Origin of the sequence: Rhodococcus sp. MH15 (assembly GCF_019266045.1) — a bacterium.
Taxonomy (GTDB): Bacteria; Actinomycetota; Actinomycetes; order Mycobacteriales; family Mycobacteriaceae; genus Rhodococcus_F; species Rhodococcus_F qingshengii.
On record NZ_LPNP01000061.1, the window covers coordinates 427003 to 448656 of the forward strand.

Genomic DNA, 21654 nt, shown 5'->3' on the forward strand with positions numbered 1-21654 from the left:
GTTCAACTCACAGCGGCGACTCGAGCCACGAGTAGTCCAGGCCCACCCATGTCCCGATCAGGCCGAAAGTGCCGAGCACCCACAAAGTCGCCAAGACGATCACTGTGGTGAACAGAACGCCCAACCCTTTGACGAACAGCGACTGCTTGCCGAACCATTCCATGAACCGGTCGTATCGAGCCTTCGCGAAATGAAGGAGTCGATGTGCCCACGCGAACTCCGACGCCAGGATGCCGAGGCCGGCGAAAACGATGAGCCAACCGGGCCCGGGGTACGGAATAGCCACGATGCCGGCGGCGAACACGATCGTGCCCACGACTCCGACACCGATGCGGTACGCAAGATTGAGGGTGGGCCGCGCGGCGATTCCCGCGCGCCACCGCTCCCAGCGGGACTCTGCGTCCTGGAAGACGGACAGGTCTGAATCGTCGACGGAAGAATCGACCTTTTCGGTACTCAAAGCAGTCACCTTTTCGGTCGCGAAATGTCTCTTCGACCAGGCTACCGAAATCGTCGCCCGGCGACCTGCGACGACGGTCTGCATCCCGAAATAACCGTGCCCTCGAACAGCTGTGCCCTCGACCAGCTGTGCTCTCAAACGACTAAAGGCGTCCCCGATGATCGGGAACGCCTTCAGTGTTTTTCTGTGGTCCCGGCTGGGATCGAACCAGCGACCTTCCGCGTGTGAAGCGGACGCTCTCCCACTGAGCCACGGGACCGTAAGTCATCCGAACGCATGCGCTCGAACGAGTTGGAACATTAACACGGCTGCGCGATGAATACGAATCACCAGGTTGGCATTCGTTTTGCTCCAGGCGACCCCGAAATCTACGAATTCGAGCTGATTTCAGACCGTATTCATCGCCAAGACGGACAGTTGCAACGCGCGCAACGGGCCGATTCGACTCCGAACACGCCACTGAGCTGGTGATTTGTGTGTATCCGACACGGTCGGCTAATGTTTCCAACGCACCGAGGAGAGCGAGCAGCTCCCCAAGCAACACGGTGCGATGCGGACGTGGCGCAGCTGGTAGCGCACAACCTTGCCAAGGTTGGGGTCGCGGGTTCGAATCCCGTCGTCCGCTCGAGAGGTGTGACTCAACCTTTTACGGTGGAGTGGCCGAGTGGTGAGGCAACGGCCTGCAAAGCCGTGCACACGGGTTCGATTCCCGTCTCCACCTCGCGCGATTAGCTCAGCGGGAGAGCGCTTCCCTGACACGGAAGAGGTCACTGGTTCAATCCCAGTATCGCGCACCACGTCAGGCCCTCGGGCCTGATGGTCAAGACCTGCTTGCAGGTCTGATAAGTTAGAAAAGTACTGAGTTCCGGTAACGGAGTTCATTGCTCATGCGGACGTGGCGCAGCTGGTAGCGCACAACCTTGCCAAGGTTGGGGTCGCGGGTTCGAATCCCGTCGTCCGCTCCATTTTTCTCCAGAACCCGCGCGATTAGCTCAGCGGGAGAGCGCTTCCCTGACACGGAAGAGGTCACTGGTTCAATCCCAGTATCGCGCACCATTTTAGAATGCAAGAAGCCGGAACCTCAGGGTTCCGGCTTTTTGCGTTCGAGCGCCGAACACACGGGCCGCAGTACTGACGCAAGCCCCCTCGGGAATCCACGTCAGTACTGCGGTTGATGTAGCTGATCAGATTGTTGTAACTGCTCAGTGAGAGAAGCGGTTCGCTGCCGAAGTCATCGCGCGCAGCGAGGACTCCGTCGACGACTCCGCAATACCCATCGCCCAGCTCCGACGGCCGTCGCACTCGGTGAAGATGAACGTCGCCGTGCGGTGGCCGATCTGGTGCTGATGGAAAGACAGGATCTCGAGCGAGATTCCCGCGTCGTGCAGCATCGACGTCATGGCCGAGATCGCGCCGGTCGAGGTGGCGGACGCTTTCTGGATACGCTCCCCCAGACCTAGAGTCGCTTCGAAGGTCCAACGACCCGGCGCAATCTTCTCGGAGGACCACGCACCCAGACGGATCGGGCCACTCATAGCCGCATACGTGGACTCGAACTCGGTCCACGACATCGCTGAGCATTCGGCACGCAAGCCGGCGGGCAGAGATTTGCCGTGACGCGCCGCGAAGGGATCAGCAGCAGAAGAAGAATCAGAAGCGAAAGCGAAGTTGTAAGTCATGATCGTGGTCTTCCTGGAATGAAGTGGAGGACCAACTGGTAGCAAGACGACCCGCAGCGAGGGGTCGGTCCGATTCAGACCCCGCTACGGCGGCTTACTACGAGAATTCGCTTCATGAGAGACGAGGCTAGGCGGCCCGGTTCGAGAATGCAACCCAGACCGCCTCCGCACAGGTCAGACCTGAGCCGCTTTGTGCTCGGCGATGAGGGCGCGATACCACTCGAACGAGGTCTTCGGAGTGCGCTTCTGGGTGTCGAAATCGACGTGCACCAGGCCGAAACGCTCCTTGTATCCCGCAGCCCATTCGAAGTTGTCGAGAAGTGACCACACAAAATAACCGCGGACGTCGACACCGTCGTCCATTGCCGATCGGAGGGCGCGAAGGTGCGCATCGTGGTAGTCGATTCGTGCTTCGTCGTCGACGACGCCTGCGGCATCCGGGGCGTCGTGGAATGAACATCCGCTTTCGGTGATGTAGATCGGCGGCAGTGCGTCACCGAAGCGGGCGTGGAACGTCCGCAAGATCTCGCCCAGCCCCTCGGGAACGATCGGCCAACCGAAATCGGTTGTGGGATAACCGGTAATCGCGACAGGGGCAAAGGGCAGGCCCGGGGGCAGGTCGACTTCGAGCACACCTTCGGTCCCCTGGCCTTCCACCGGAGCAGCAATCATCGTCGGCTCGTAGTAGTTGATCCCGTACCAGTCGAGCGGCGCCCCGATGATTTTCAAGTCCTCGTCGACAGGACCGCTGAGCAGCTGAGCGAATTCGTCGGCCGGGTACTTCCCGACCAGAACCGGGTCGGCGAACATCCAATTGACGACGTGGTCGTAGATGTCGGCAGCCATCACGTCTTCCGGCGAATCCGAAGCGGCACGCACCGGAGCATGGTTCGAGGCGATTCCGATGTTCGTGCATCCGGTTGCCCGAAGCGCTTCGACAGCGAGGCCATGCCCGAGCAGCTGGTGATGTGCGGCTTGGAAAGCCTCGAACCCCAAGGCCAGTCCGGGGGCGTGAACTCCGAGGGCATGCCCGTAAAGCGTGTGCACAACTGGTTCGTTGAGCGGCATCCACATTCCGACCCGATCCGACAGTCGCTCGCCGACGACCTGCGCATACTCCCCCAGCCGATACGAGGTGTCGCGGTTCATCCAGCCGCCCTGCTCCTGCAAGGCAAGGGGCAGATCCCAGTGAAAGAGCGTGACGGCAGGAGTAATTCCCACCGAACACAGTCGGTCGATCAGGCGGTCGTAGAAGTCGAGCCCCTTCGCATTCACTGCCCCCGATCCGGTGGGCAGAATGCGCGACCACGACAGAGACAGCCGATAAGCGTCGAGCCCGAGCTGATTCATCAGCTCGATGTCCGACTCCCAGCGGTGATAATGATCGGCAGCGACCGTCCCGGTGTCGCCCCCGACGACAACACCGGGACGGTCACAGAACTCGTCCCAGATCGACGGTCCGCGACCGTCTTCGGCCACAGCTCCTTCGATTTGATAGGCCGCAGTGGCGGTTCCCCAGACGAAGGAAGTCGGAAATTCTGGTGTCGGCTGCCGAGTCATGTCGGTCAGTTAATCAAAGAACCGTGCAAAACACGCAGCTTTGTTGGACACTCGACCAGTATCAAGATCCAGTACCGTTCGGCCTAACCGAACGAACGAGACAAAGGCCCTGCTTGATGACGGATAACACCCGCACCCTGACGAGGGCTCGGATCGCCACTTCGGTGGCCTTCGGACTTCAAGGATTTCTGCTCGCCGCCATTCTGACGCAGCTGCCGCAGTACAAGGACTTGTTCGAGCTGAGCGAGACACTGGTTGTGGTTGCGGTTGTCACCGTGTCCGTCATCGCCGGGCTCGGCAGCGTGCTCGCCGAGATGCTGGCCGTGAGAACGTCGAGCAAGATGACCCTGCGAACTGGGCTCGCCGTCATCGCAGTCTTCGGCGGGGCAACCGGAATTGCGCCCAACGCAGCGATGTTCTTCGTCTTCCTGGCGATCTACGGCATCGGACTCGGCATGGTCGACGCGGCCGCCAACATGCAGGCAGTCTCGATCCAACACGCCAAGGGCCGCTTCATCCTCTCCTCGTTCCATGCTTCCTGGAGCGTCGGAGCGATTGTCGGCGCCCTGTTCATCTCTGCTACCGCAGGCCTCGACATTTCGATCCGCGTCACGCAGGTGATCGCGGGAGTTGTTGTCGGACTGATGCTTCTGGCCTTCGGCCCGCAACTGCTCGATCGGTCCGAGTCTCCGGTTGCCGAGGCAAACATCACGAGCACCGCGAAATTCGCGGTACCCACCCGCGCCTTCGTCCTCCTCGGCGTCGCGATGGCATTGTTCTACGCGGTCGACTTCAGCGTCGGAAACTGGTCGACTCTGTACGTCAAGGACGAACTGCTCGCCGACGCCGGGACCGCTGCCCTTTCCGTGGCGGCGTATCAGATCGCGGCACTTGTCGCACGACTGACCGGGGACTACTGGGTCGGGAAATTCGGTGAGACCACCGTCGTGCGGATCGGCTCTCTCATCGGCGTAGTCGGTATGACAGTTGTCGTCCTCGCGCAATCTCCCGCCGTTGCCATCGCCGGGTTCCTCATCGTCGGGCTCGGGGTACCGGTGATCGCTCCGATCTGCTTCAGCGCTGCCGGCAGGATGGCTCCCCCGGATCAGGTCGATGCGGTGATCGCACGCATCAACCTCTTCAACTACGTCGGCACAGTCGTCGGCGGCGGCATCGTCGGCGCGGTCGCTGCCTTCAGTGACCTTCGAATCGGGTTCCTGATTCCGCTGGCGTTCTGCGCGATCTTGATAGCTCTTGCTCCCGCGTTCGCACCGAAACGAGCCACAACTCCGGTCGCCGAGAACGCCGCTTGAGCATTGCGCCCGAGGAAAGTGGTGTACTTGATCGACCGAATTGTGTGCGCGAGAGGCAGAAACTGACGTGACGATCACCGTTGACCGGGCCGGGATCTGGGATTCCGAAGCAATCGCCGACGTGGCAGCGGTGACATTTCCACTGGCGTGTCCGCCGGACGCATCCGACGACGACATCAGTGCCTTCATCGACAACGTTCTCTCCGTCGACAAGTTCTCCGAGTACCTGACCGATCCGACGCGAACCGTTCTCAAGGTCATTCGCGACGGTTCGATCGTCGGCTACGCGATGCTTGTCGACGACGAGCCCGCCGACCCGGACGTCAAAGCTGCTGTGACACTTCGCCCGACAACAGAACTCAGCAAGTTGTACGTGCTTCCGGGTAACCACGGAACCGGCGCGGCAGCATCCTTGATGGACGCGGTTGTCGACCACGCACGACGCAGCGGAAGTGCCGGGATCTGGCTGGGCGTCAATCAGGAGAACCTGCGCGCCCAGAAGTTCTACGCAAAGCACGGTTTCACACAGGTCGGCACGAAGACTTTCCTCGTGGGCGCACAACTCCACCACGATTTCGTGATGGAGCGCCCCGTCAGCTGACAGGCGTGCAGACTAGCCGGCCGCGACCTCGAAACGAGAAAGTGCGAGCAGGCGCGAGGTCGCGCGCAAGTACTTCTTCTTGTACCCACCGGCGAGCATCTCGGGGGTGAAGATCTCGTCGAGGCGTGCGCCGGAAACGGTGACCGGGATGCTCGCATCGTACAGGCGGTCGGCGAGAACCACGATGCGCAGTGCAACGGACTGATCCGTTGCCGGGTGGACACCGTCGATGAACACGGCCTTCACACCCTCGACCAGCTTGTTGTACCGCGACGGGTGCAGGGTGCTGAGGTGCTTGCACAGCTCGTCGAAGTTGTCGAGCGTGGCGCCGTCGATGGCGTCGGCCCGAGAGACCAACTCCTCCGAGGAGATGGGCTCGGGTGCGGGCGGGAGATCGCGGTGACGGTAGTCGGGGCCGTCGACGCGAATCGTCTCGAAGATCGAGCCGAGCTTCTTGATCTCGCGCAGGAAGTCCTGGGCGGCGAAGCGACCCTCCCCGAGCTGGCCGGGAAGCGTGTTCGACGTCGCGACGATGGACACGCCGCGCGCGGAAAGCTCCGAAAGGAGGCGGGATACGAGCATGGTGTCGCCCGGATCGTCGAGCTCGAACTCGTCGATGCAGAGAACGCTGTGGTCGGCGAGCGCTTCGACCGCCTTGTTGAAGCCGAGAGCGCCGACGACGTGTGTCAGCTCGACGAAGGTTCCGAAAGCCTTCGGCGACGGAACGCTGTGGAAGATCGACGCCAGCAAGTGAGTCTTACCGACACCGAACCCGCCGTCGAGGTACAGGCCGGCGCCGGTCGCCTGGGTCTTCTTGCCGAACAGTCCGCGGCGTCCACCACTACGGATCTTGGTGACGCGCTTGGAGAATTCCTCGGCCTTGGCGACAGCAGCTGCCTGGCTCGGTTCCTTCGGATCAGGAATGTAGGACGCAAAACTCACCTCGTCGAACATTGCGGGAGGCACCATTTGAGCTACCAGTTGATCGGCGGGTACCACCGGGCTTCGATCGACAAGACGTTCATGCATCCGTCAAGGGTATCTACGTGATGTGATCTCTCATGTGCACCGTATGGATATTGCGACCTACTTCACACCAGGCCACGACGACGAACTCCGCGGCTTGTACGCCTATCCGGAGAACCTCTCGCAACCCTGGATGCGCGTGAACTTCGTTTCCAGCATCGACGGGTGCGTCGCCGTCGACGGAGTGAGCGGTGGACTGGGCACACCGGCAGACAAGTCGGTATTCGGGATCTTGCGCGAACTTTGTGACGTCGTCGTGGTCGGCGCAGGCACAGCGCGAGCCGAGAACTACGGGGGTGTGCAGGTCTCGGACGAAGCCCGGGCGCGTCGCACTGCCGACGGCCTCGCTCCGGTCCCACCGATCCTCGTCGTCTCGGCGCACGCGTCGATCGACCCCGAAAGCCGACTCCTTCGCGATACCGAAGTTCCACCGATCCTTGTTGTCGGTCGCGACGCGGACTCCGCGGCAATTTCGGCGCTGAGATCTGCCGGAGCGCAGGTGGAGGTGACGGACTCACCGAACGTCACCAGCGGCGACATCGACAGGGCCTTGTCGGCTCGCAAGCTCCGTCGCGTGCTGTGCGAGGGCGGACCGTCACTTTTCGGGCAGTTGATCGAGGACAATGCCGTCGACGAACTCTGCATCACCACGTCACCTCAACTGGTGGGGAGCAAAGTCGGCCGAATCTCACTCTCCCCCAACGCAATGCCCACAGCCATGCGTCCCGCGCACATTCTCGGTGATACGGACGGCACGATCCTCACTCGATGGGTTCGTCAGCAGCCACGTCGGTGAACCTGGCACTCTGGTCGGCATGCGCAGAGTTGCTTTGATGGCCGTCGTCCTCGCGACGTGTTGTGCGTGCGGCGCCGGTCCGTCGCTTCGGCCCGCCGTCGCGGTCGAAGGCCGCACCGACGGCAGCCCTGCCCAGAGCGAGGGACCGTCGCCCGATGCGCCGCCGGTTGACCCTGGCGTCCCGACCGATGACATACCGTGGCGAGACTGCACCGGCACGTCACTCGCCGACCAGGCTCTCGCGGCGTCGAGCGCCGGCGTCATTCTCGAATGCGCGGAATTCAATGCCCCCATCGACGTGACCGGCGCCATCGACGGCAACTTCACTGCCGGCTTGACCCGCGCTCGGACCTCGTCGACGCCTGCCGACGCGTATCCGATCGTGTTCACATCGGGCACCGATCGTTCGTCGGGAAACTCTCTGGCCATGCTCGCCGCATCCGGCTTGAACACGGTTCTCACCGAACATCCCGTGGTTGCCCTCGATCGACGCGGAATCGACAGGTCCACCGCAATCGACTGCATGACGCCGGAAATTCGGCGTGGCCTTCACGATCTGGGCCAGTTCGACGCGGATTCCACCGGTGACGCCGCCGATGCGGTCGCGGCTCTCGGTCACGACGCCACCATTGCCTGCACGGACTACCTCGACCCTCAAGAACTGAAGTTCGGCGCCGACTCCGCAGCCGAGGACATCGACGCTCTACGTACACGGTGGGGCGTCGAGACCATCGCTCTGTGGTCTGCAGGGTCCGGCTCGGACATCGCGCTGAGCTATGCGGCAGCCCACCCGAACAACCTCGCGAGATTGATCCTCGATTCTCCCGCTCCGGTGGCCACCGACGCTGCGACCGAGGCCGAAAGCCGCGTGCAGGGCGAGGAAGCGGCATTGGCGGCATTCGCTCAGCGATGTGTGGCGCTGGGGTGCTCGCTCGGACCTGATCCGAAGAAATCGGTCACGGACTTGATGGAGCGCGCTCGAGCCGATGAATTCCAGCCGCTGTCCGCCGCTGCGGTGTCGAACGCGATTTCGGCCAGCCTGTGGACTGCCGGAACCAACCGTGAGCAGGAGACCCGCTCACTGTCCGACGCTCTGTCCGCGCTCGGTACCGGCAACGCTTCGCCGATTCGAGAGCGCGCCGCCCGGGCGGAGAACGAGGTGGACGGCGACGGCCAGTTCATCGGACGGTGCACCGACGGCATGCAATGGCCGGGCATCGGGCGTGCGCGCGAGCTTGCGGACACCTGGGGCACCAACTATCCGGTGTTCGGGCGAGAAGCCGCGCTCGGGTTGCTGGCGTGCGCCAGCTGGCCGTCGACCGCCAACTCCCCCCTGCCGAATCAGTTGAAGCCCCCAGTCCTCGTGCTGAGCGGTCAGGGTGACCCGGCCGTCGGGAACTCCGGACTCTCGACCGTCACCGGCGTCGTGACCAATGCAGGATCGCGCTTCGCAACTCTGGACTGGCAAGGTGCGGGTCACCCCGCGGCACAATCCACCTGCGCTCAACAGGCGATGCGCCTCTACCTCAGCGACGCCTCCCTTCCCAGTAACGGAAGCGTGTGCCCGGCCTGACTCGGGCGCTCGTCCACCACGACCGAAAAGGGGTGCATCCCCCGATCACACCCTGCTCCGGTGTACCGTGCCGAAGTGTTCCTTCGACAGCTCGAGCCGCGTACCGGGCGGACAACCCAACAAGTCGTCAACTTCGTTTTGTGGCCGATCGCCGTGATGACAGTGCTCAATCGTGTCATCGTCACAGCAGTCAACGGCGCCATCACCGATGACTTCCGACCGGTCTACAACGCCGCGCTGGCGTTCTGGAACGGGCGCGACGTCTACACCGCAGATTTCAACTCCGTAGACCCCCATTACCTGTACCCACCATCGGGTTCCTTGTTGATGGCACCCCTGGCGATCCTCGATCCCGAGCGCTCACGGTGGCTGTTCATCGGTGTCAATGCCGTCGCCATTCTCGTGGCTCTCTACCTGCTGTTGCGCTTGTTCGACCTGACGATCAGTTCCATCGCGGCGCCGATTCTGGTGCTCGGCGCGTTCATGTCGGAGACGGTCACCAACACGTTGGTGTTCACCAACATCAACGGCCTCGTCCTGCTGGGCGAAGTTGCCTTCCTCCTGTTGCTGATGCGCAAGAAGGATCTGTGGGCCGGCGCCGCGATCGGTCTCACCATCGCAGTGAAACCCACTCTCGCGCCGCTGCTCCTGCTGCCACTCGTTCGCGGTCAGTGGAAGGTGTTCGTCACCGCCCTGGGCATCCCGTTCATTCTCACGGTCGTGGCATGGCCGCTGGCGTCGGATCCGATGGACTTCGTCCGCCGCACCGTGCCGTACCTGCTCGAATCTCGTGACTACTTCAACAGTTCGATTGTCGGAAATGGCGCTTACTTCGGTCTGCCCGAATGGTTGATCCTGCTCTTGCGCGTCGTGTTGGCCGCCATGGTCGTCGTCTCGCTGTGGCTTCTGTACCGCTACTACCGCAACGACGAACTGTTCTTCCTCACCACCGCGACCGGTGTGATCATGACCGCGTCGTTCCTGCTGCCCTCGCTCGGCCAGATGTACTACTCGATGATGCTGCTCCCGCTCCTGATGTCCGTGGTGCTCAAGAACTCGGTCATGCGGAACTGGCCGGCCTGGCTCGCCGTCTACGGCTTCATGACGTTCGACAGCTGGTGGTCGAACCGCTGGCCGACCTTCGGCCGGGCGGCCGAATACACCAAGAGCACCCTCGGCTGGAGCCTTCTGCTGATCGTGATCTTCTGTGTCCTCGGATACCGGTATCTGGTCGCGCGTCGAGAGGGCCGCTTGGATCGGGGAATCGATCCCGCGTACCTCCTCGATCCCCCACTCGATACCGTCTCACCTGCCCACGAAGCCGAAACGGCGACAAAGCATTAGCGTGGAGGCATGAGTTCTTCACACGATGGCATCGACAGCACACCTGAGGTCACGTACACCGAGAGCGAGTGGCGCGAAAAACTGACGCCGGAGGAGTTCGCCGTCCTGCGCCAAGCCGGCACCGAACGCCCCTTCGTCGGCGAGTACACCGACACCACCACGGAAGGTGTCTACTCCTGCCGGGCCTGCGGAGCCGAACTGTTCCGCAGCACCGAGAAGTTCGAATCGCACTGCGGGTGGCCGTCCTTCTTCGATCCGGCGGATTCGGATGCCGTGATCCTGAAAGAAGACAGCTCACTCGGAATGCGCCGGGTCGAGGTCATCTGCAAGAAGTGCCACAGCCACCTCGGTCACGTCTTCGAGGGCGAGGGATACCCGACGCCGACCGATCAGCGGTACTGCATCAACTCGATCTCGCTGGTTCTCAAGCCCGCTCAGTAGCCAGGTCGTGGGCTACCCCGTGTCACTGGTAGCCCACGATTCGAGACTTTCCACTCAGAAGTCCCAGTTCAGCGCAGTCGGGCTCAGACCGGCCGCATTCAGGTCCTCGTTGCGAGCGACAAGTCCGTCTTTGACGGAACCGATCCCGCCACCGATCGCGCCGGAAGTGATGTCAGTCAACGAGGCGTCGCCGCCCGTGACTTCCTTCGTCACGATCGCAGCGGACGCTCCCGACACCGCGTCGTCGAAGGCGCCCCGCGCGATCTCCTGCACTCTCGAACCGGTCGGGAGCGGGTTCGGGTCAGGGCCGACACGATCCGGCGTCGTCTTCAACCCTCCGTTCGCAAGTCCCTTGATGAAACCGTCGCGCCCCTCGGTCACGACCTTGCCACCGTCGATCGACTGGCGATGATCCATCGTCATCTGCCCGAGTTGAATGGCGAGGCCGGAGAAGACGGCAGCGGCAGCTTCCACTGCCGCAGCCTCGATCACTCGTATCAACAATTGCTGCAACAACATTCGGACCGTGAGTGTCGTTGCGACCTCAGCCGCCACGACCCCGGCGGTACTGACACCCAGTGTCGGGACAGCAGCCGCCACCATGGCGGCAATCTCGAGCGCCAGTGCGCCCAGCGCCGCGAGGATCGACAGTTTGGTGTACTCGATGTCCGTGCCGGTATCGGTGCATGACTGACCCAGTTCGGCCGCGGCAGAGGACAACCGCTCGAAGACCTCCGCAACTCCCCCGGCCTCGGACCAATACCGAGACAACGAGTCGCCGGCTCGACCGTCGATCGATGCCAGTACTGCCTGCAATCCGTAACCACCGGCAGCGGCCGAAGCCTCGATCCGATCAGCCGCGCCTGACCAGGCATCACCCAACCTCCACAGTGCCGTTTCGTCTCCTTGCGGCCAGTCACTGCCCACCGCGACCGACGCAACCGCCTGTAACCAGCCTGGAATCTCGAGTCCCATCAGAGCCCACCCGCCATGTCGTCGGCAAGCGAGGTGTCGATCGATTCGAAACGATCGGTGATCTCGATCAGCGTGGCGGTCAATTCGCGCAGCGCGCCCGCGACCAGCGTCATCCCACCGACTGCTGACTCAGCACCGGGAACATATGCGCCTGAGAATGCGGATCCGAACTGGTCAGTGCCCCAGCAACCCTCTTCGGCGGCGACCACTGCGTCGAGAGCGCTCCGCGCCTCGTCGAGATCGGCAGCGACCACCGCGAAGGCTGGTGCAGCACTTTTCATCGCGGCCACATTCACGCCCAGCTCAGACATTGCCGGAGCTCCTCAGAACGGTGCGGTCCCAGTTCTCGTCGCAGGAAGCCGGTGTGGAGCTCGGACGAGGTTCGAGAATCTCGCGCAATCCGAGCACGCCCGGAACCAGGTCCGGCAAGTCGATTCCGGCCGCCTCCGTGAGCGGCTTCGTCATCTCGGCAACCTGTCGGCGTATGTCTTCTGCCGCAGACGCGGCCGTAGCCAGGATCAGATTCCCCAACGCTGCCGGCGAATGCTTGGCGTAAGAACTCCCCGAGAGATCGACTCCCACCACCGCCCCCGAGGCGTCGACGACGATTTCCACGCTGCCGTCACTCGAACGCGCGCTCGCCGTCGCTCGAGCGATCCTCTCCTGCAAGTCCGCCAGCGATCGAGTCCGCTCCAACAGAACGTGCTGCATCGAATCGATCTGAGCCCGAAGTACTTCGACTTGCCCCCGCATCGAACCAACATCCGCTGCACTCACGATGGCCCCCACCTTCGATAGATCGTGACACCTGATTCAGGCGCTCACGAGGTTCGACGCGAGAGGTGGCCGATCGGTTCCGTCAGCGTGAACGAAGCACGGGCGGATCGAACGCCTTGACCGGCGGCAGGGCCCCGTCGAATTTCTCGATCTGCACCAGAACGTGCTGGCCGGTGCACCCGTGCGAGAGTGACGACGTACCGATGTCCGGTGTCAGAACGTTGGGATTGCCGTGCACGCACAGAGAGTCGGGATCGGCAGGATCGAGCGGGTCGTACCAGGCACCGGTGGAAAGTTGGACGACGTCGCTCCGCAAGTCCGAGTCGACGATCACACCAGCAAGGCACGCTCCGCGATCGTTGAACACCCGCACCACGTCTCCTGCCGAGACGCCGCGCGCGGCCGCTGCATCGGGGTGCATACGAATCGGCTCGCGTCCCTGAATCTTCGACGCCTGGCTCGCAGCGCCGTGATCGAGTTGGCTGTGCAGACGCGTCTTGGGCTGATTGGCGATCAAGTGAAGCGGGAATTGCGAGGCTCGCGGTCCACCCAGCCACTCGTCGGGCTCGTACCAGCGCGGATGGCCGGCGCAGTCGTCGTAGCCGAAGGACTCGATGGTCTCGGAGAAGATCTCGATCTTCCCACTCGGAGTCGAGAGCGGATATTTCTCGGGATTCTCACGGAAGTCACCGAAGAGCACGAGGTTGTCTTCGGTTCGCATCCGGTAGTGCCCTTCTGCCCAGAAGTCCTCGAACGTCGGTGTGTTGCCGCCGTCTGCATCGACGAACGGCCGCCATTGACCGTAGAGATGCTCGATCCACTCCTGTGAGGATCGCCCCTCGGTGAACTGTTCCCCGAATCCGAGCGCAGAAGCGAGAGCGGCAAACGTGTCGTAGTCGTCACGCGAGTTCTCGAAAGGTGGAACGACCTGCTGCATCGCGACCAGAAGCGGGTCGTTTCGAGTGCAGCTCAGGTCATTTCGTTCGAGCGAGGTGGTCGACGGGACAACGATGTCGGCGTTGCGGGCCATCGGCGTCCAGTACGGATCGTGAACGACGATCGTGTCCGGACGCGCAAATGCCCGTCGCAGCCTCGGGAGATCCTGATGGTGGTGAAACGGATTGCCACCGGCCCAATAGACCAACCGGATGTCGGGATAGGTCAAGCGTCGGCCGTCGTAATCGAACTCCTCCCCGGGCGAAAGCAGCAGGTCGGAAATCGCGGCTACCGGAATGAAATCCGACACCGGATTCACACCTTGCGAGAAGGTCGGCAAGGGATACGGCACCGGAGCCAGACCCGGCTCGTTCATCGAACCGTAGCCGTGCCCGAAACCTCCACCCGGAAGCCCGAATTGGCCGAGCATCGCTGCGAGTGTCACGCCCATCCACGGTGCCTGTTCACCGTGTTTGATGCGTTGCAACGACCACGTGACGGTCACCAGCGTCCGGCCAGACGCCATTCTCCGAGCCAGGTCGGTGATGAACTCCGCCGACACACCGGAGATCTTCTGCGCCCAGCGCGGATCCTTCGGTACACCGTCGGAACGTCCGAGCAGGTAATCCTCGAAGCGTTCGTAACCGACGCAGAAACGGCCCAGGAAATCGCGATCGTGCAGGTCCTCCGACGCCAGGACAAAGGCCAGGGCAAGCATGATTGCAACGTCGGTTCCCGGAACGGGTGCGATCCACTCACAGTCACCCTCGACGTCGTCACGCAACGGACTGAAGGAGACGATCTTTCCGCCGCGGGCACGAAACGCGTCGAGCGCCCCGCGCGTCGGATGATCGCTCGTACCACCGGCATTGACTCCGGTGTTCTTGATCGGCACTCCTCCGAACGAGACGAGGAGTTCGGAGTGCTTCGCGATGACGTCCCACGACGTGGAGCGCGCGAACAACTTCCAGTGCGTTCCGACCACACGCGGCATGATGACACCGGTGGCACCGAGCGAGTAGCTGTGAACTGACTTGGTGTATCCACCCAGCTGATTCAGAAATCGGTGAACTTGGCTCTGCGCGTGATGGAATCGGCCGGCGCTGGCCCAGCCGTACGAGCCGCCGAAGATCGCCTTGTTTCCGTGCGCGTCGACCACGCGACGTAGTTCACGCGAGAGGAGTTCGGTCAGTTCGTCCCAGGAGACCGAGACGAATTCGTCGGCTCCACGTCGGTCGCTGGGACCCGGCCCGTTCTCGAGCCAACCCCGACGCACCGCCGGGCCCGAAACACGAGCCCGACTGCGCACCGAACCGGCGAGGTTCCCGAGCATCGGCGAAGGATTCGCATCACCCTCGTACGGATGCACGGCGGTCACCTCGCCGGCGACCGATTCGGCGGTGAACATTCCCCAATGGGACATGTGTTGACGACGCCGGTTCGGTGCAGTTGTCACAGGAACTACTTTCGAAGCAGATCAGGGAAGGGAAAGGACCAGCTTCTCGATGTCCACGCGCGGGCCGGTGAAGAACGGCACCTCTTCGCGAACGTGCAAGCGAGCTTCGGTGGCACGTAGATCGCGCATCAGATCGACGATACGAATGAGCTCGGGTGCTTCGAACGCGAGAATCCACTCGTAGTCCCCCAGGGCGAAGGCCGGGACCGTGTTGGCGCGAACGTCCTTGTACGAACGAGCAGCCATACCGTGATCGGCGAGCATCTTGCGACGCTCCTCGTCGGGGAGCAGGTACCACTCGTACGAGCGGACGAACGGGTAGACGCAGATGTAGTCGCCCGGATCCTCACCCGCGATGAACGAGGGCACGTGGCTCTTGTTGAACTCCGCGGGGCGGTGCACCGCCGAGTTGCTCCAGATGGGAGCACTGGCCTGTCCGAGGACGGTGGTGCGACGGAAATCCGCGTACGCGGCCTGCAGTTCCTCGATGGTGGCCGCGTGGGTCCAGATCATGAAGTCCGCGTCGGCGCGCAGGCCGGCGACGTCGTAGATCCCGCGAACCACGACGCCCTTGTCTTCGAGACCCTCGAAGAACAAGCGGGCGTCCTTGACCGCAGCTTCCCGATCATCGCCCAGCACACCGGGTTCCACCTGGAACACGGAGAACATGAGGTAACGGATTTCAGAGTTCAGTTTGTCGAAATCAAGGCGTGCCATGGGTCTATCGTGCCACTCGCTCGAATATCCGTGTAGCCGCCGTCGTGCCGACTGCGACACACGCCGGAACCCCGACGCCGTGCAGCCACGACCCGGCCAGGGCGAGGCCGTCGAACTGCGTCATCCCGGACTCGATTTCAGCCACGATTTCCGTGTGACCTGGGGCGTATTGGGGAAGACCTCCGTGCCACCGCTGTACGAAGGTCGCGCCTGGCTCCTCGGTGATTCCGGTCACGGTCTCGAGATCGGCGCGCGCGAAGTCGATCAACTCGCCATCCGACCGGTCGACGATCTCCGATGCACCGAATCGACCGAACGACACCCGAACGAGGTGCTCACCGCGATCAGCGAGGTGTGTCCACTTTCGACTCGACAGCGTGAACGCCTTGGCGGTCAGGTCGGCGTCGGTGGCTACCAGGATCCCTGAATTCTGCGGAAGTTCGACCTGCCCGGACAACCGGAGCGCCACCACCGCGGACGACGCCAGTTCGATCCGAGCGACGGTACTCGCAACATCCGCATCGACTCCGGCCAACAGCGCCGCTGCGCGCGGCGCCGGGACGGCCAGAATCACCGCGTCGACGCTTCCGAGCGGATCGACGTTCCAACCAGCCCCGTCGCTGCGCAACCCAGAAGCCTCGCCGCGGACGAAGGTCGCGTCGGCGGCCTGCTGCAGCGCATCGAGCAGGATGCCGTACCCGTCTCTGAGCGCTCCGAACACCGGCCCCGGTGCAGGCGTCGGCAATGCGGCTGCGACTGCATCCGTGAGGCTCCGAGAGCCCGCATCGAGGGCCGCAGCGAGTGTCGGCAAAGCTGCACGCACGCCGATGGTCTCCGCCAGCCCCGAGTACACCCCACCGAGAAGCGGATCCACCGATCGGCTGACCACCTGATCACCGAATCGCTGCGAAACCAGTTCGGCAACACTGCAATCGGAACCGCGGGTCCACTCCAGCGGGACGCCGGCCTCGGCCGCTATGCGCGCCAGGGTCTGCTCGTCGACAAGATCTCGAACCGACTCCGCCGAAGCCGGGATTCCCATCAGGGTTCCGGTCGGCAACCGATTCAGTGAGCCCTGAGACCAGATCAACGGACTCAGGCCCGCGGGGTAGACGATCTGATCGGTCAGTCCCAGCTCGGCGAGAAGCGCAGGAACTTCCGGCCGACGGGCGATGAAAGCCTCGGCACCGATGTCGATCGGGCCACCGCCCAGATCAATCGTTCGCAGCTTCCCGCCCAGCCGCGGTGAGTCGTCGACGATCGTGATGTCCGCTTCGGAGCCCAGACTGCGCCGAAGCCGGTACGCGGCAACCAGACCGGAGATTCCGCCTCCGATCACCGCGACCGACGGCCGAGTCGTTGTCACAGCGAGTGCACCAGCTCCACCGCCGAGGTGATCGCCGTGGGATCGGTGTCGGGAAGAACTCCGTGGCCGAGGTTGAAGATGTGGCCGATGGCACCGGCCTCGATCGCGCGGTCCCCTTCGGCGGCGATCCGGCGCACCTCACGATCGATCACCTCGGGGCCCGCGAACAGTACGGCGGGATCGAGATTGCCCTGCAGCGCCTTACCCGGACCGACACGACCAGCCGCGACGTCGAGCGGAATCCGCCAGTCGACACCCACGACGTCGGCGCCTGCCTCCCCCATCGCGCCGAGAAGTTCACCGGTGCCGACACCGAAGTGGATACGCGGGACGCCGGCAGCGGCAACCTCGGCGAACACTCGCTCGGAATGCGGGAGAACAAATTCCCGGTAATCGGCCAGCGAGAGCGCGCCGGCCCACGAGTCGAACAGCTGGACCGCGTCGACGCCCGCCTTGAGCTGCGCCTGCAGGAAGCAGATCGTGGTGTCGGCCAAACTTCCGAGCAACGCGTGCCAGGTCTTCGAATCGGAGTGCATGAGCGCTTTGGTCTTCTCGTGGTTCCGGCTCGGACCACCCTCGACCAGATACGACGCCAGAGTGAACGGCGCTCCGGCAAAGCCGATCAGCGGCGTGGAGCCCAACTCGGTAGTGAGAAGCCGAACGGCCTGCGCGATTGCGCCTACCTCTTCGGGGACCAGTCGCGGAAGTGCTGCAACGTCGGCGATGGAGCGAATCGGATTGGCGACCACCGGTCCGACGCCGGCAACGATGTCGAGATCGATTCCCGCGGCTTTGAGTGGAACGACGATGTCCGAGAACAGGATTGCCGCGTCCACGTCGTGACGGCGCACCGGCTGCATCGTGATCTCACAGACCAGCGCCGGATCGAAACAAGATTCCAACATGCCGATCCCGGCGCGGATCTCGCGGTACTCCGGCAACGAACGCCCGGCCTGACGCATGAACCACACCGGCCGTCGACTCGGAGTGCGTCCGGTCGCCGCGGCAAGCAACGGTGCGTCGGGCAAGACTCGCCGAGCGCTGTATTCCGCCGACCCGGTAATGCCTGAATTCATGTTGTCCAACCCGCTCATCAGTCCTCGCGCTCTCCGCCAACGTGTGTCTTCGATCGACTCAATGCTGCCACGTCCCACACTCGGGATCGGACACCCGAGCGGTTCGTGAGCGGCCACACACCCGAGCCACACTCGGTCGGCGCGCCTCCACCTCCCCGCCCGCATCCCCGACTAACGTCCTGACCTGTGACGACATCCGGATCGACAGCCGACCCGGCCGAGTTCCGTGCCGCCGTGGAGGCGATGACCGCTGCGCGGGTTCGGCCCGAGATAGAGGTCGGTCCCATCCGCCCGCCGCAGCGCCTCGCTCCGTACAGCCACGCGGTGGGGGCCGAGGTTCTCCACCCGGACTCCGACGTCGTGGCCGAGCAGTCCGAAGGTGACGCTTTCGGCCGCCTGATCCTGTTGTTCGATCCGGACGGCGACGAGGCGTGGAACGGCACCATGCGGTTGGTGGCGTACATCCAGGCCGATCTCGACGAAGCCGTCGCCGCGGATCCACTACTTCCCGAAGTAGCCTGGAGTTGGCTGGTGGACGCTTTGGAGGCCGGACCGGAACCTTTTGTGGCCCTGGGCGGTACGGTCACAGCTACAACTTCCGTGCGGTACGGCGACATCGCCGGACCTCCGCGAGCCCATCAACTGGAGTTGCGAGCGTCCTGGACTGCAACTTCGTCCGAATTGGCTCACCACGTCGAGGCTTTCTGCGAGGTTCTCGCGTACGCGGCGGGGCTTCCGCCTGCCGGGATAACCACGCTGTCGCGGCAGAACGACTAACTCTGTCACTCGTTTGAGCATTCCCCCGGAAAAATACTAGAACCTGTTCTAGAATAAGTCATGCAACGTCTCAGCGGACTCGACGCGACCTTCCTCTACTTGGAAACACCGACCCAGCTATTGCACGTTTGTGGACTTGTCCTGCTCGACCCCACGACCATCCCGGGCGGCTACGACTACCGGAAGCTGCTTCGCGAGTTGGACTCGCGAATGGCCACCATGCCGACGTTCCGGCGCAAACTCAAAGATTCCCGTCTCAATCTCGACTACCCCGTGTGGGTCGACGATCACGATTTCGACATCGAGCGGCACTGCCACCGGACCGCGGTACCTGCTCCCGGCACACACGCGGAACTGGCAGAGCTCGCCGGACACATCGCGAGCCAACCGCTGGATCGTTCCCGACCGCTGTGGGAGATGTGGGTGATCGAGGGACTTGCCGACGGACAGATCGCCGTCATGTCGAAGATCCATCACAGCGCTGCCGACGGTGTCACCGGCGCGAACATCCTGGCTCAGCTGTGCAGTCTCGAACCGGATTCACCGGCGCTCGTGGATCCCACCGCACAGGGTGCGGGCGACGCGGGAACGCTGGACATCGCCATCGGCGGACTCATGGCCGTCATCGCCCGACCCGCAAGAATTGCCCGTCTGGTCCCCGGCGGAATCGCCATGCTCCCGAAGTGGGTGACGCGTGCGCGAAAGGGTGAAGCGATGCCTGCTCCGTTCACCGCGCCGCGGACCTCGTTCAACGGCGCGATCACCGGTCACCGCAACGTCGCGTTCAGCCAACTCGATCTCGCGAAGGTCAAAGCCGTCAAGGACCGTCACGGCGTCAAGGTCAACGACGTGGTTCTCGCGCTCTGCGCCGGGGCACTGCGTAAGTATCTGGAGGACCGGGACGAGCTGCCGGAGGACTCCCTCGTCGCCATGGTGCCGGTGTCGGTCCACGGCAAATCCGATCGTCCGGGCACGAACCAGATCTCGGGCATGTTCACGCAACTCGGCACCCAGATCGCCGATCCGGTCGAACGCCTGCACGCGATCAGCGATTACAACGCCACCTCGAAGAACCACAACGAGGCTCTGGGCGCGAACATGCTCCAGGACTGGTCGCAGTTCGCTTCGCCGGCGGTGTTCGGCGCCGCCATGCGCGTGTACTCGTCGCTCAAACTCGCCGAGCGTCACCCCGTCGTGTCCAACCTGGTCGTGTCGAATGTGCCTGGACCGCCGGTCCCGCTCTACTTCCTCGGTGCCCAGATCAAGGGAATGTTCCCGCTCGGCCCGATCTTTCACGGAGCAGGTCTCAACGTGACGGTGATGTCTCTCGACGGAAAACTCGACGTCGGCATCGTCAGTTGCTCCGATCTGGCACCCGAATTGGACCAGCTCGCGCAAGGTTTCGGAGCCGCACTCGACGAACTGTTCGACGCTGAGGTGACAACCCCGGCCCCGACTGCGACGTAGAGTCAGTGACCATGTCCGAAGTCACCGATGATGCAACCGAGCCCACCTCCGACGTAGTTCCGCTGCTCGTTCCGCGTGACGGAGTTCCGGACGTCATCACCACTGCCGCCGGTGTCACCGACGCCGCGGCCGCGCTGGCCTCCGGCCACGGCCCGCTCGCCGTGGACGCCGAGCGCGCATCCGGATTCCGCTATTCGGCACGGGCGTACCTGATCCAGCTTCGACGCGAAGGAGCAGGATCGTTCCTGCTCGACCCGATTCCGACAGCGCAAGACCTGCAGCCGTTGGCCGAGGTGATCAACCCGTTGCAATGGGTGCTGCACTCTGCCGATCAGGATCTCCCCGGCCTCGCCGAACTGGGCCTGACGCCGGCCGAGCTGTTCGACACCGAACTGGCCGGACGACTGGCCGGGTTCGAGCGAGTCGGACTCGCCGCGATCGTGGAACGAACCCTGCGAGTGGAACTTCGCAAGGGTCACGGGGCTGCGGACTGGTCGACACGTCCGCTGCCGGACGCCTGGTTGAACTACGCCGCCCTCGACGTCGAAGTGCTTCTCGAACTGCGCGACGCAATGGAAGCCGAACTCGAATCCCAAGGCAAGCTCGAGTGGGCGAAGGAAGAGTTCGAGTACATCCGTCTGGCCGGCCCGCCCAAGCCCAAACCGGACCGCTGGCGTCGTACGTCGCACATCACCTCACTCAAGACCACCCGTCAGTTGGCGGCGGTACGGGCGCTGTGGCAGGCGCGCGAGGATCTCGCACGCAAGCGCGACGTGTCTCCGAGTCGGGTTCTTCCTGACTCCGCGATCATCGATGCCGCTCTCAAAGATCCTCGGTCGCTGGATGCGCTCCGCTCGCTTCCCGTCTTCGGCGGACCACGTCAACGCCGGTATTCGCGTATCTGGATGGATGCACTGGAAGCCGCGCGCAGGCTCCCCGACAGCGAGCTTCCGCCGAAAACCCCGCCCATCGTCGGGCCGCCCGCTGCCGGTCGCTGGGCCCGCCAGGATCCAGCGGCGGCTGATCGGTTGACCGCGGCGCGCGCAGCACTGTCGGACCTGAGCAAAGAGGTTTCGGTGCCCGTGGAGAATTTGCTCCAACCCGACCTGGTCAGGCGCCTGTGCTGGGACTGGAAACTGGAACCCGACTCGGACATCGCCGAAGTCGAGAGTGCGATCGAGACCAAGCTCACTTCCGGTGGCGCACGTGGCTGGCAACGCACTTTGACCGTTCCCGTCCTCGCCGAGGCACTGAACTCCGTGGTCCCGGCCGAGCCCGAAGTGGAAGAGCCGGAATCCTGACCTGACCCCGGTG

At 63.4% G+C, this 21654-nt stretch carries 20 protein-coding genes and 6 tRNA genes; 14 read left to right on the forward strand and 12 right to left on the reverse strand.

Translation table 11 applies throughout. The features are described from left to right. Positions 1 to 7: 7 nt before the first annotated feature. Positions 8 to 460, reverse strand: coding sequence for a TIGR02611 family protein (locus ATN37_RS09910; protein WP_030536868.1), 453 nt, complete (start codon positions 458 to 460; stop codon positions 8 to 10). 187 nt (positions 461 to 647) lie between these two features. Further along, positions 648 to 719, reverse strand: a tRNA-Val gene (locus ATN37_RS09915). Between the two features lie 293 nt (positions 720 to 1012). Between ATN37_RS09915 and ATN37_RS09920 the strand changes: the two genes are divergently transcribed. From ATN37_RS09920 to ATN37_RS09940, 5 genes are all read left to right on the forward strand, one after another. Next, positions 1013 to 1085 (forward strand) — tRNA-Gly (locus ATN37_RS09920). A gap of 25 nt (positions 1086 to 1110) precedes the next feature. Next, positions 1111 to 1181: transfer RNA gene (locus ATN37_RS09925), tRNA-Cys, on the forward strand. Between the two features lies 1 nt (position 1182). Beyond that, a tRNA-Val gene (locus ATN37_RS09930) sits at positions 1183 to 1257 on the forward strand. Between the two features lie 92 nt (positions 1258 to 1349). After that, positions 1350 to 1425: transfer RNA gene (locus ATN37_RS09935), tRNA-Gly, on the forward strand. Positions 1426 to 1441: 16 nt separating this feature from the next. Next, positions 1442 to 1516, forward strand: a tRNA-Val gene (locus ATN37_RS09940). Positions 1517 to 1662: 146 nt separating this feature from the next. On the opposite strand, the gene ATN37_RS09945 is transcribed toward ATN37_RS09940, so the two are convergent. Next, the gene (locus ATN37_RS09945; protein WP_003942597.1) at positions 1663 to 2139 is read right to left on the reverse strand and encodes an alpha-isopropylmalate synthase regulatory domain-containing protein; all 477 of its coding nucleotides are present in this window, start codon (positions 2137 to 2139) and stop codon (positions 1663 to 1665) included. A 174-nt stretch (positions 2140 to 2313) separates the two neighbouring features. Next, positions 2314 to 3699: a GH1 family beta-glucosidase gene (locus ATN37_RS09950; protein ID WP_054781938.1), complete on the reverse strand. Its 1386-nt coding sequence runs from the start codon at positions 3697 to 3699 to the stop codon at positions 2314 to 2316. Between the two features lie 116 nt (positions 3700 to 3815). Between ATN37_RS09950 and ATN37_RS09955 the strand changes: the two genes are divergently transcribed. Both ATN37_RS09955 and ATN37_RS09960 read left to right on the forward strand, forming a co-directional pair. Continuing rightward, positions 3816 to 5012 (forward strand): MFS transporter, encoded by a 1197-nt coding sequence (locus tag ATN37_RS09955; protein WP_058038725.1) that lies wholly within the window; start codon positions 3816 to 3818, stop codon positions 5010 to 5012. A gap of 67 nt (positions 5013 to 5079) precedes the next feature. Beyond that, positions 5080 to 5613 (forward strand): N-acetyltransferase, encoded by a 534-nt coding sequence (locus ATN37_RS09960; RefSeq protein ID WP_003942603.1) that lies wholly within the window; start codon positions 5080 to 5082, stop codon positions 5611 to 5613. 12 nt (positions 5614 to 5625) lie between these two features. Here ATN37_RS09960 and zapE read toward each other — a convergent pair whose 3' ends face one another. Next, positions 5626 to 6642, reverse strand: a complete 1017-nt coding sequence (gene zapE, locus ATN37_RS09965; protein ID WP_003942629.1) for a cell division protein ZapE — start codon at positions 6640 to 6642, stop codon at positions 5626 to 5628. A gap of 43 nt (positions 6643 to 6685) precedes the next feature. Here zapE and ATN37_RS09970 point away from each other — a divergent pair, with 43 nt between their 5' ends. Genes ATN37_RS09970 through msrB form a run of 4 tightly spaced genes read left to right on the forward strand, consistent with a single transcriptional unit; the run spans position 6686 to position 10793 of the window. Then, the gene (locus ATN37_RS09970) at positions 6686 to 7435 is read left to right on the forward strand and encodes a pyrimidine reductase family protein (protein ID WP_042919913.1); all 750 of its coding nucleotides are present in this window, start codon (positions 6686 to 6688) and stop codon (positions 7433 to 7435) included. A 19-nt stretch (positions 7436 to 7454) separates the two neighbouring features. Continuing rightward, positions 7455 to 9008, forward strand: coding sequence for an alpha/beta hydrolase (locus ATN37_RS09975; RefSeq protein WP_054188504.1), 1554 nt, complete (start codon positions 7455 to 7457; stop codon positions 9006 to 9008). A gap of 60 nt (positions 9009 to 9068) precedes the next feature. Then, the gene (locus ATN37_RS09980) at positions 9069 to 10352 is read left to right on the forward strand and encodes a glycosyltransferase family 87 protein (RefSeq protein ID WP_042449935.1); all 1284 of its coding nucleotides are present in this window, start codon (positions 9069 to 9071) and stop codon (positions 10350 to 10352) included. 9 nt (positions 10353 to 10361) lie between these two features. After that, a complete protein-coding gene (msrB, locus tag ATN37_RS09985; protein ID WP_003942631.1) occupies positions 10362 to 10793 on the forward strand; it encodes a peptide-methionine (R)-S-oxide reductase MsrB in 432 nt (143 codons plus the stop codon). Between the two features lie 54 nt (positions 10794 to 10847). Here the strand turns inward: msrB and ATN37_RS09990 are convergent, their stop codons facing one another. The 7 genes from ATN37_RS09990 to hemE form a co-directional block, all read right to left on the reverse strand. Further along, a complete protein-coding gene (locus ATN37_RS09990; protein ID WP_003942627.1) occupies positions 10848 to 11768 on the reverse strand; it encodes a hypothetical protein in 921 nt (306 codons plus the stop codon). Beyond that, on the reverse strand, positions 11768 to 12079 hold the full coding sequence (locus tag ATN37_RS09995; RefSeq protein ID WP_003942588.1) for a hypothetical protein: 312 nt from the start codon (positions 12077 to 12079) through the stop codon (positions 11768 to 11770). The genes ATN37_RS09990 and ATN37_RS09995 overlap by 1 nt, the downstream gene beginning before the upstream one ends. Next, the gene (locus ATN37_RS10000) at positions 12072 to 12545 is read right to left on the reverse strand and encodes a YbaB/EbfC family nucleoid-associated protein (RefSeq protein WP_223304570.1); all 474 of its coding nucleotides are present in this window, start codon (positions 12543 to 12545) and stop codon (positions 12072 to 12074) included. Before ATN37_RS10000 ends, ATN37_RS09995 begins: the two co-directional genes overlap by 8 nt. A gap of 82 nt (positions 12546 to 12627) precedes the next feature. Then, a complete protein-coding gene (locus ATN37_RS10005) occupies positions 12628 to 14904 on the reverse strand; it encodes a molybdopterin guanine dinucleotide-containing S/N-oxide reductase (protein WP_081557798.1) in 2277 nt (758 codons plus the stop codon). A gap of 54 nt (positions 14905 to 14958) precedes the next feature. Next, a complete protein-coding gene (hemQ, locus tag ATN37_RS10010; protein WP_003942644.1) occupies positions 14959 to 15654 on the reverse strand; it encodes a hydrogen peroxide-dependent heme synthase in 696 nt (231 codons plus the stop codon). A 4-nt stretch (positions 15655 to 15658) separates the two neighbouring features. Further along, positions 15659 to 17020, reverse strand: a complete 1362-nt coding sequence (locus ATN37_RS10015; RefSeq protein ID WP_081557797.1) for a protoporphyrinogen oxidase — start codon at positions 17018 to 17020, stop codon at positions 15659 to 15661. Continuing rightward, the gene (gene hemE / locus ATN37_RS10020) at positions 17017 to 18114 is read right to left on the reverse strand and encodes a uroporphyrinogen decarboxylase (RefSeq protein ID WP_081557796.1); all 1098 of its coding nucleotides are present in this window, start codon (positions 18112 to 18114) and stop codon (positions 17017 to 17019) included. Before hemE ends, ATN37_RS10015 begins: the two co-directional genes overlap by 4 nt. 168 nt (positions 18115 to 18282) lie before the next feature. Between hemE and ATN37_RS10025 the strand changes: the two genes are divergently transcribed. From ATN37_RS10025 to ATN37_RS10035, 3 genes are read left to right on the forward strand one after another with little or no spacing between them, the layout of a single operon-like run. Beyond that, a complete protein-coding gene (locus ATN37_RS10025) occupies positions 18283 to 18873 on the forward strand; it encodes a DUF3000 domain-containing protein (RefSeq protein ID WP_003942604.1) in 591 nt (196 codons plus the stop codon). A 60-nt stretch (positions 18874 to 18933) separates the two neighbouring features. Then, on the forward strand, positions 18934 to 20340 hold the full coding sequence (locus ATN37_RS10030; RefSeq protein WP_003942594.1) for a wax ester/triacylglycerol synthase family O-acyltransferase: 1407 nt from the start codon (positions 18934 to 18936) through the stop codon (positions 20338 to 20340). Between the two features lie 11 nt (positions 20341 to 20351). Continuing rightward, positions 20352 to 21641, forward strand: coding sequence for a ribonuclease D (locus ATN37_RS10035; protein WP_081557795.1), 1290 nt, complete (start codon positions 20352 to 20354; stop codon positions 21639 to 21641). Positions 21642 to 21654 lie beyond the last annotated feature (13 nt).

Coding starts and splice junctions, on each gene's coding strand:
- ATN37_RS09945 (WP_003942597.1), bottom strand. CDS start 2,139: ATGACTTACAACTTCGCTTTCGCTTCTGATTCTTCTTCTGCTGCTGAT.
- ATN37_RS09950 (WP_054781938.1), bottom strand. CDS start 3,699: ATGACTCGGCAGCCGACACCAGAATTTCCGACTTCCTTCGTCTGGGGA.
- ATN37_RS09955 (WP_058038725.1), top strand. CDS start 3,816: ATGACGGATAACACCCGCACCCTGACGAGGGCTCGGATCGCCACTTCG.
- zapE (WP_003942629.1), bottom strand. CDS start 6,642: ATGCATGAACGTCTTGTCGATCGAAGCCCGGTGGTACCCGCCGATCAA.
- ATN37_RS09970 (WP_042919913.1), top strand. CDS start 6,686: ATGGATATTGCGACCTACTTCACACCAGGCCACGACGACGAACTCCGC.
- ATN37_RS09975 (WP_054188504.1), top strand. CDS start 7,455: ATGCGCAGAGTTGCTTTGATGGCCGTCGTCCTCGCGACGTGTTGTGCG.
- msrB (WP_003942631.1), top strand. CDS start 10,362: ATGAGTTCTTCACACGATGGCATCGACAGCACACCTGAGGTCACGTAC.
- ATN37_RS09990 (WP_003942627.1), bottom strand. CDS start 11,768: ATGGGACTCGAGATTCCAGGCTGGTTACAGGCGGTTGCGTCGGTCGCG.
- ATN37_RS09995 (WP_003942588.1), bottom strand. CDS start 12,079: ATGTCTGAGCTGGGCGTGAATGTGGCCGCGATGAAAAGTGCTGCACCA.
- ATN37_RS10005 (WP_081557798.1), bottom strand. CDS start 14,904: ATGTCCCATTGGGGAATGTTCACCGCCGAATCGGTCGCCGGCGAGGTG.
- hemQ (WP_003942644.1), bottom strand. CDS start 15,654: ATGGCACGCCTTGATTTCGACAAACTGAACTCTGAAATCCGTTACCTC.
- hemE (WP_081557796.1), bottom strand. CDS start 18,114: ATGAGCGGGTTGGACAACATGAATTCAGGCATTACCGGGTCGGCGGAA.
- ATN37_RS10030 (WP_003942594.1), top strand. CDS start 18,934: ATGCAACGTCTCAGCGGACTCGACGCGACCTTCCTCTACTTGGAAACA.
- ATN37_RS10035 (WP_081557795.1), top strand. CDS start 20,352: ATGTCCGAAGTCACCGATGATGCAACCGAGCCCACCTCCGACGTAGTT.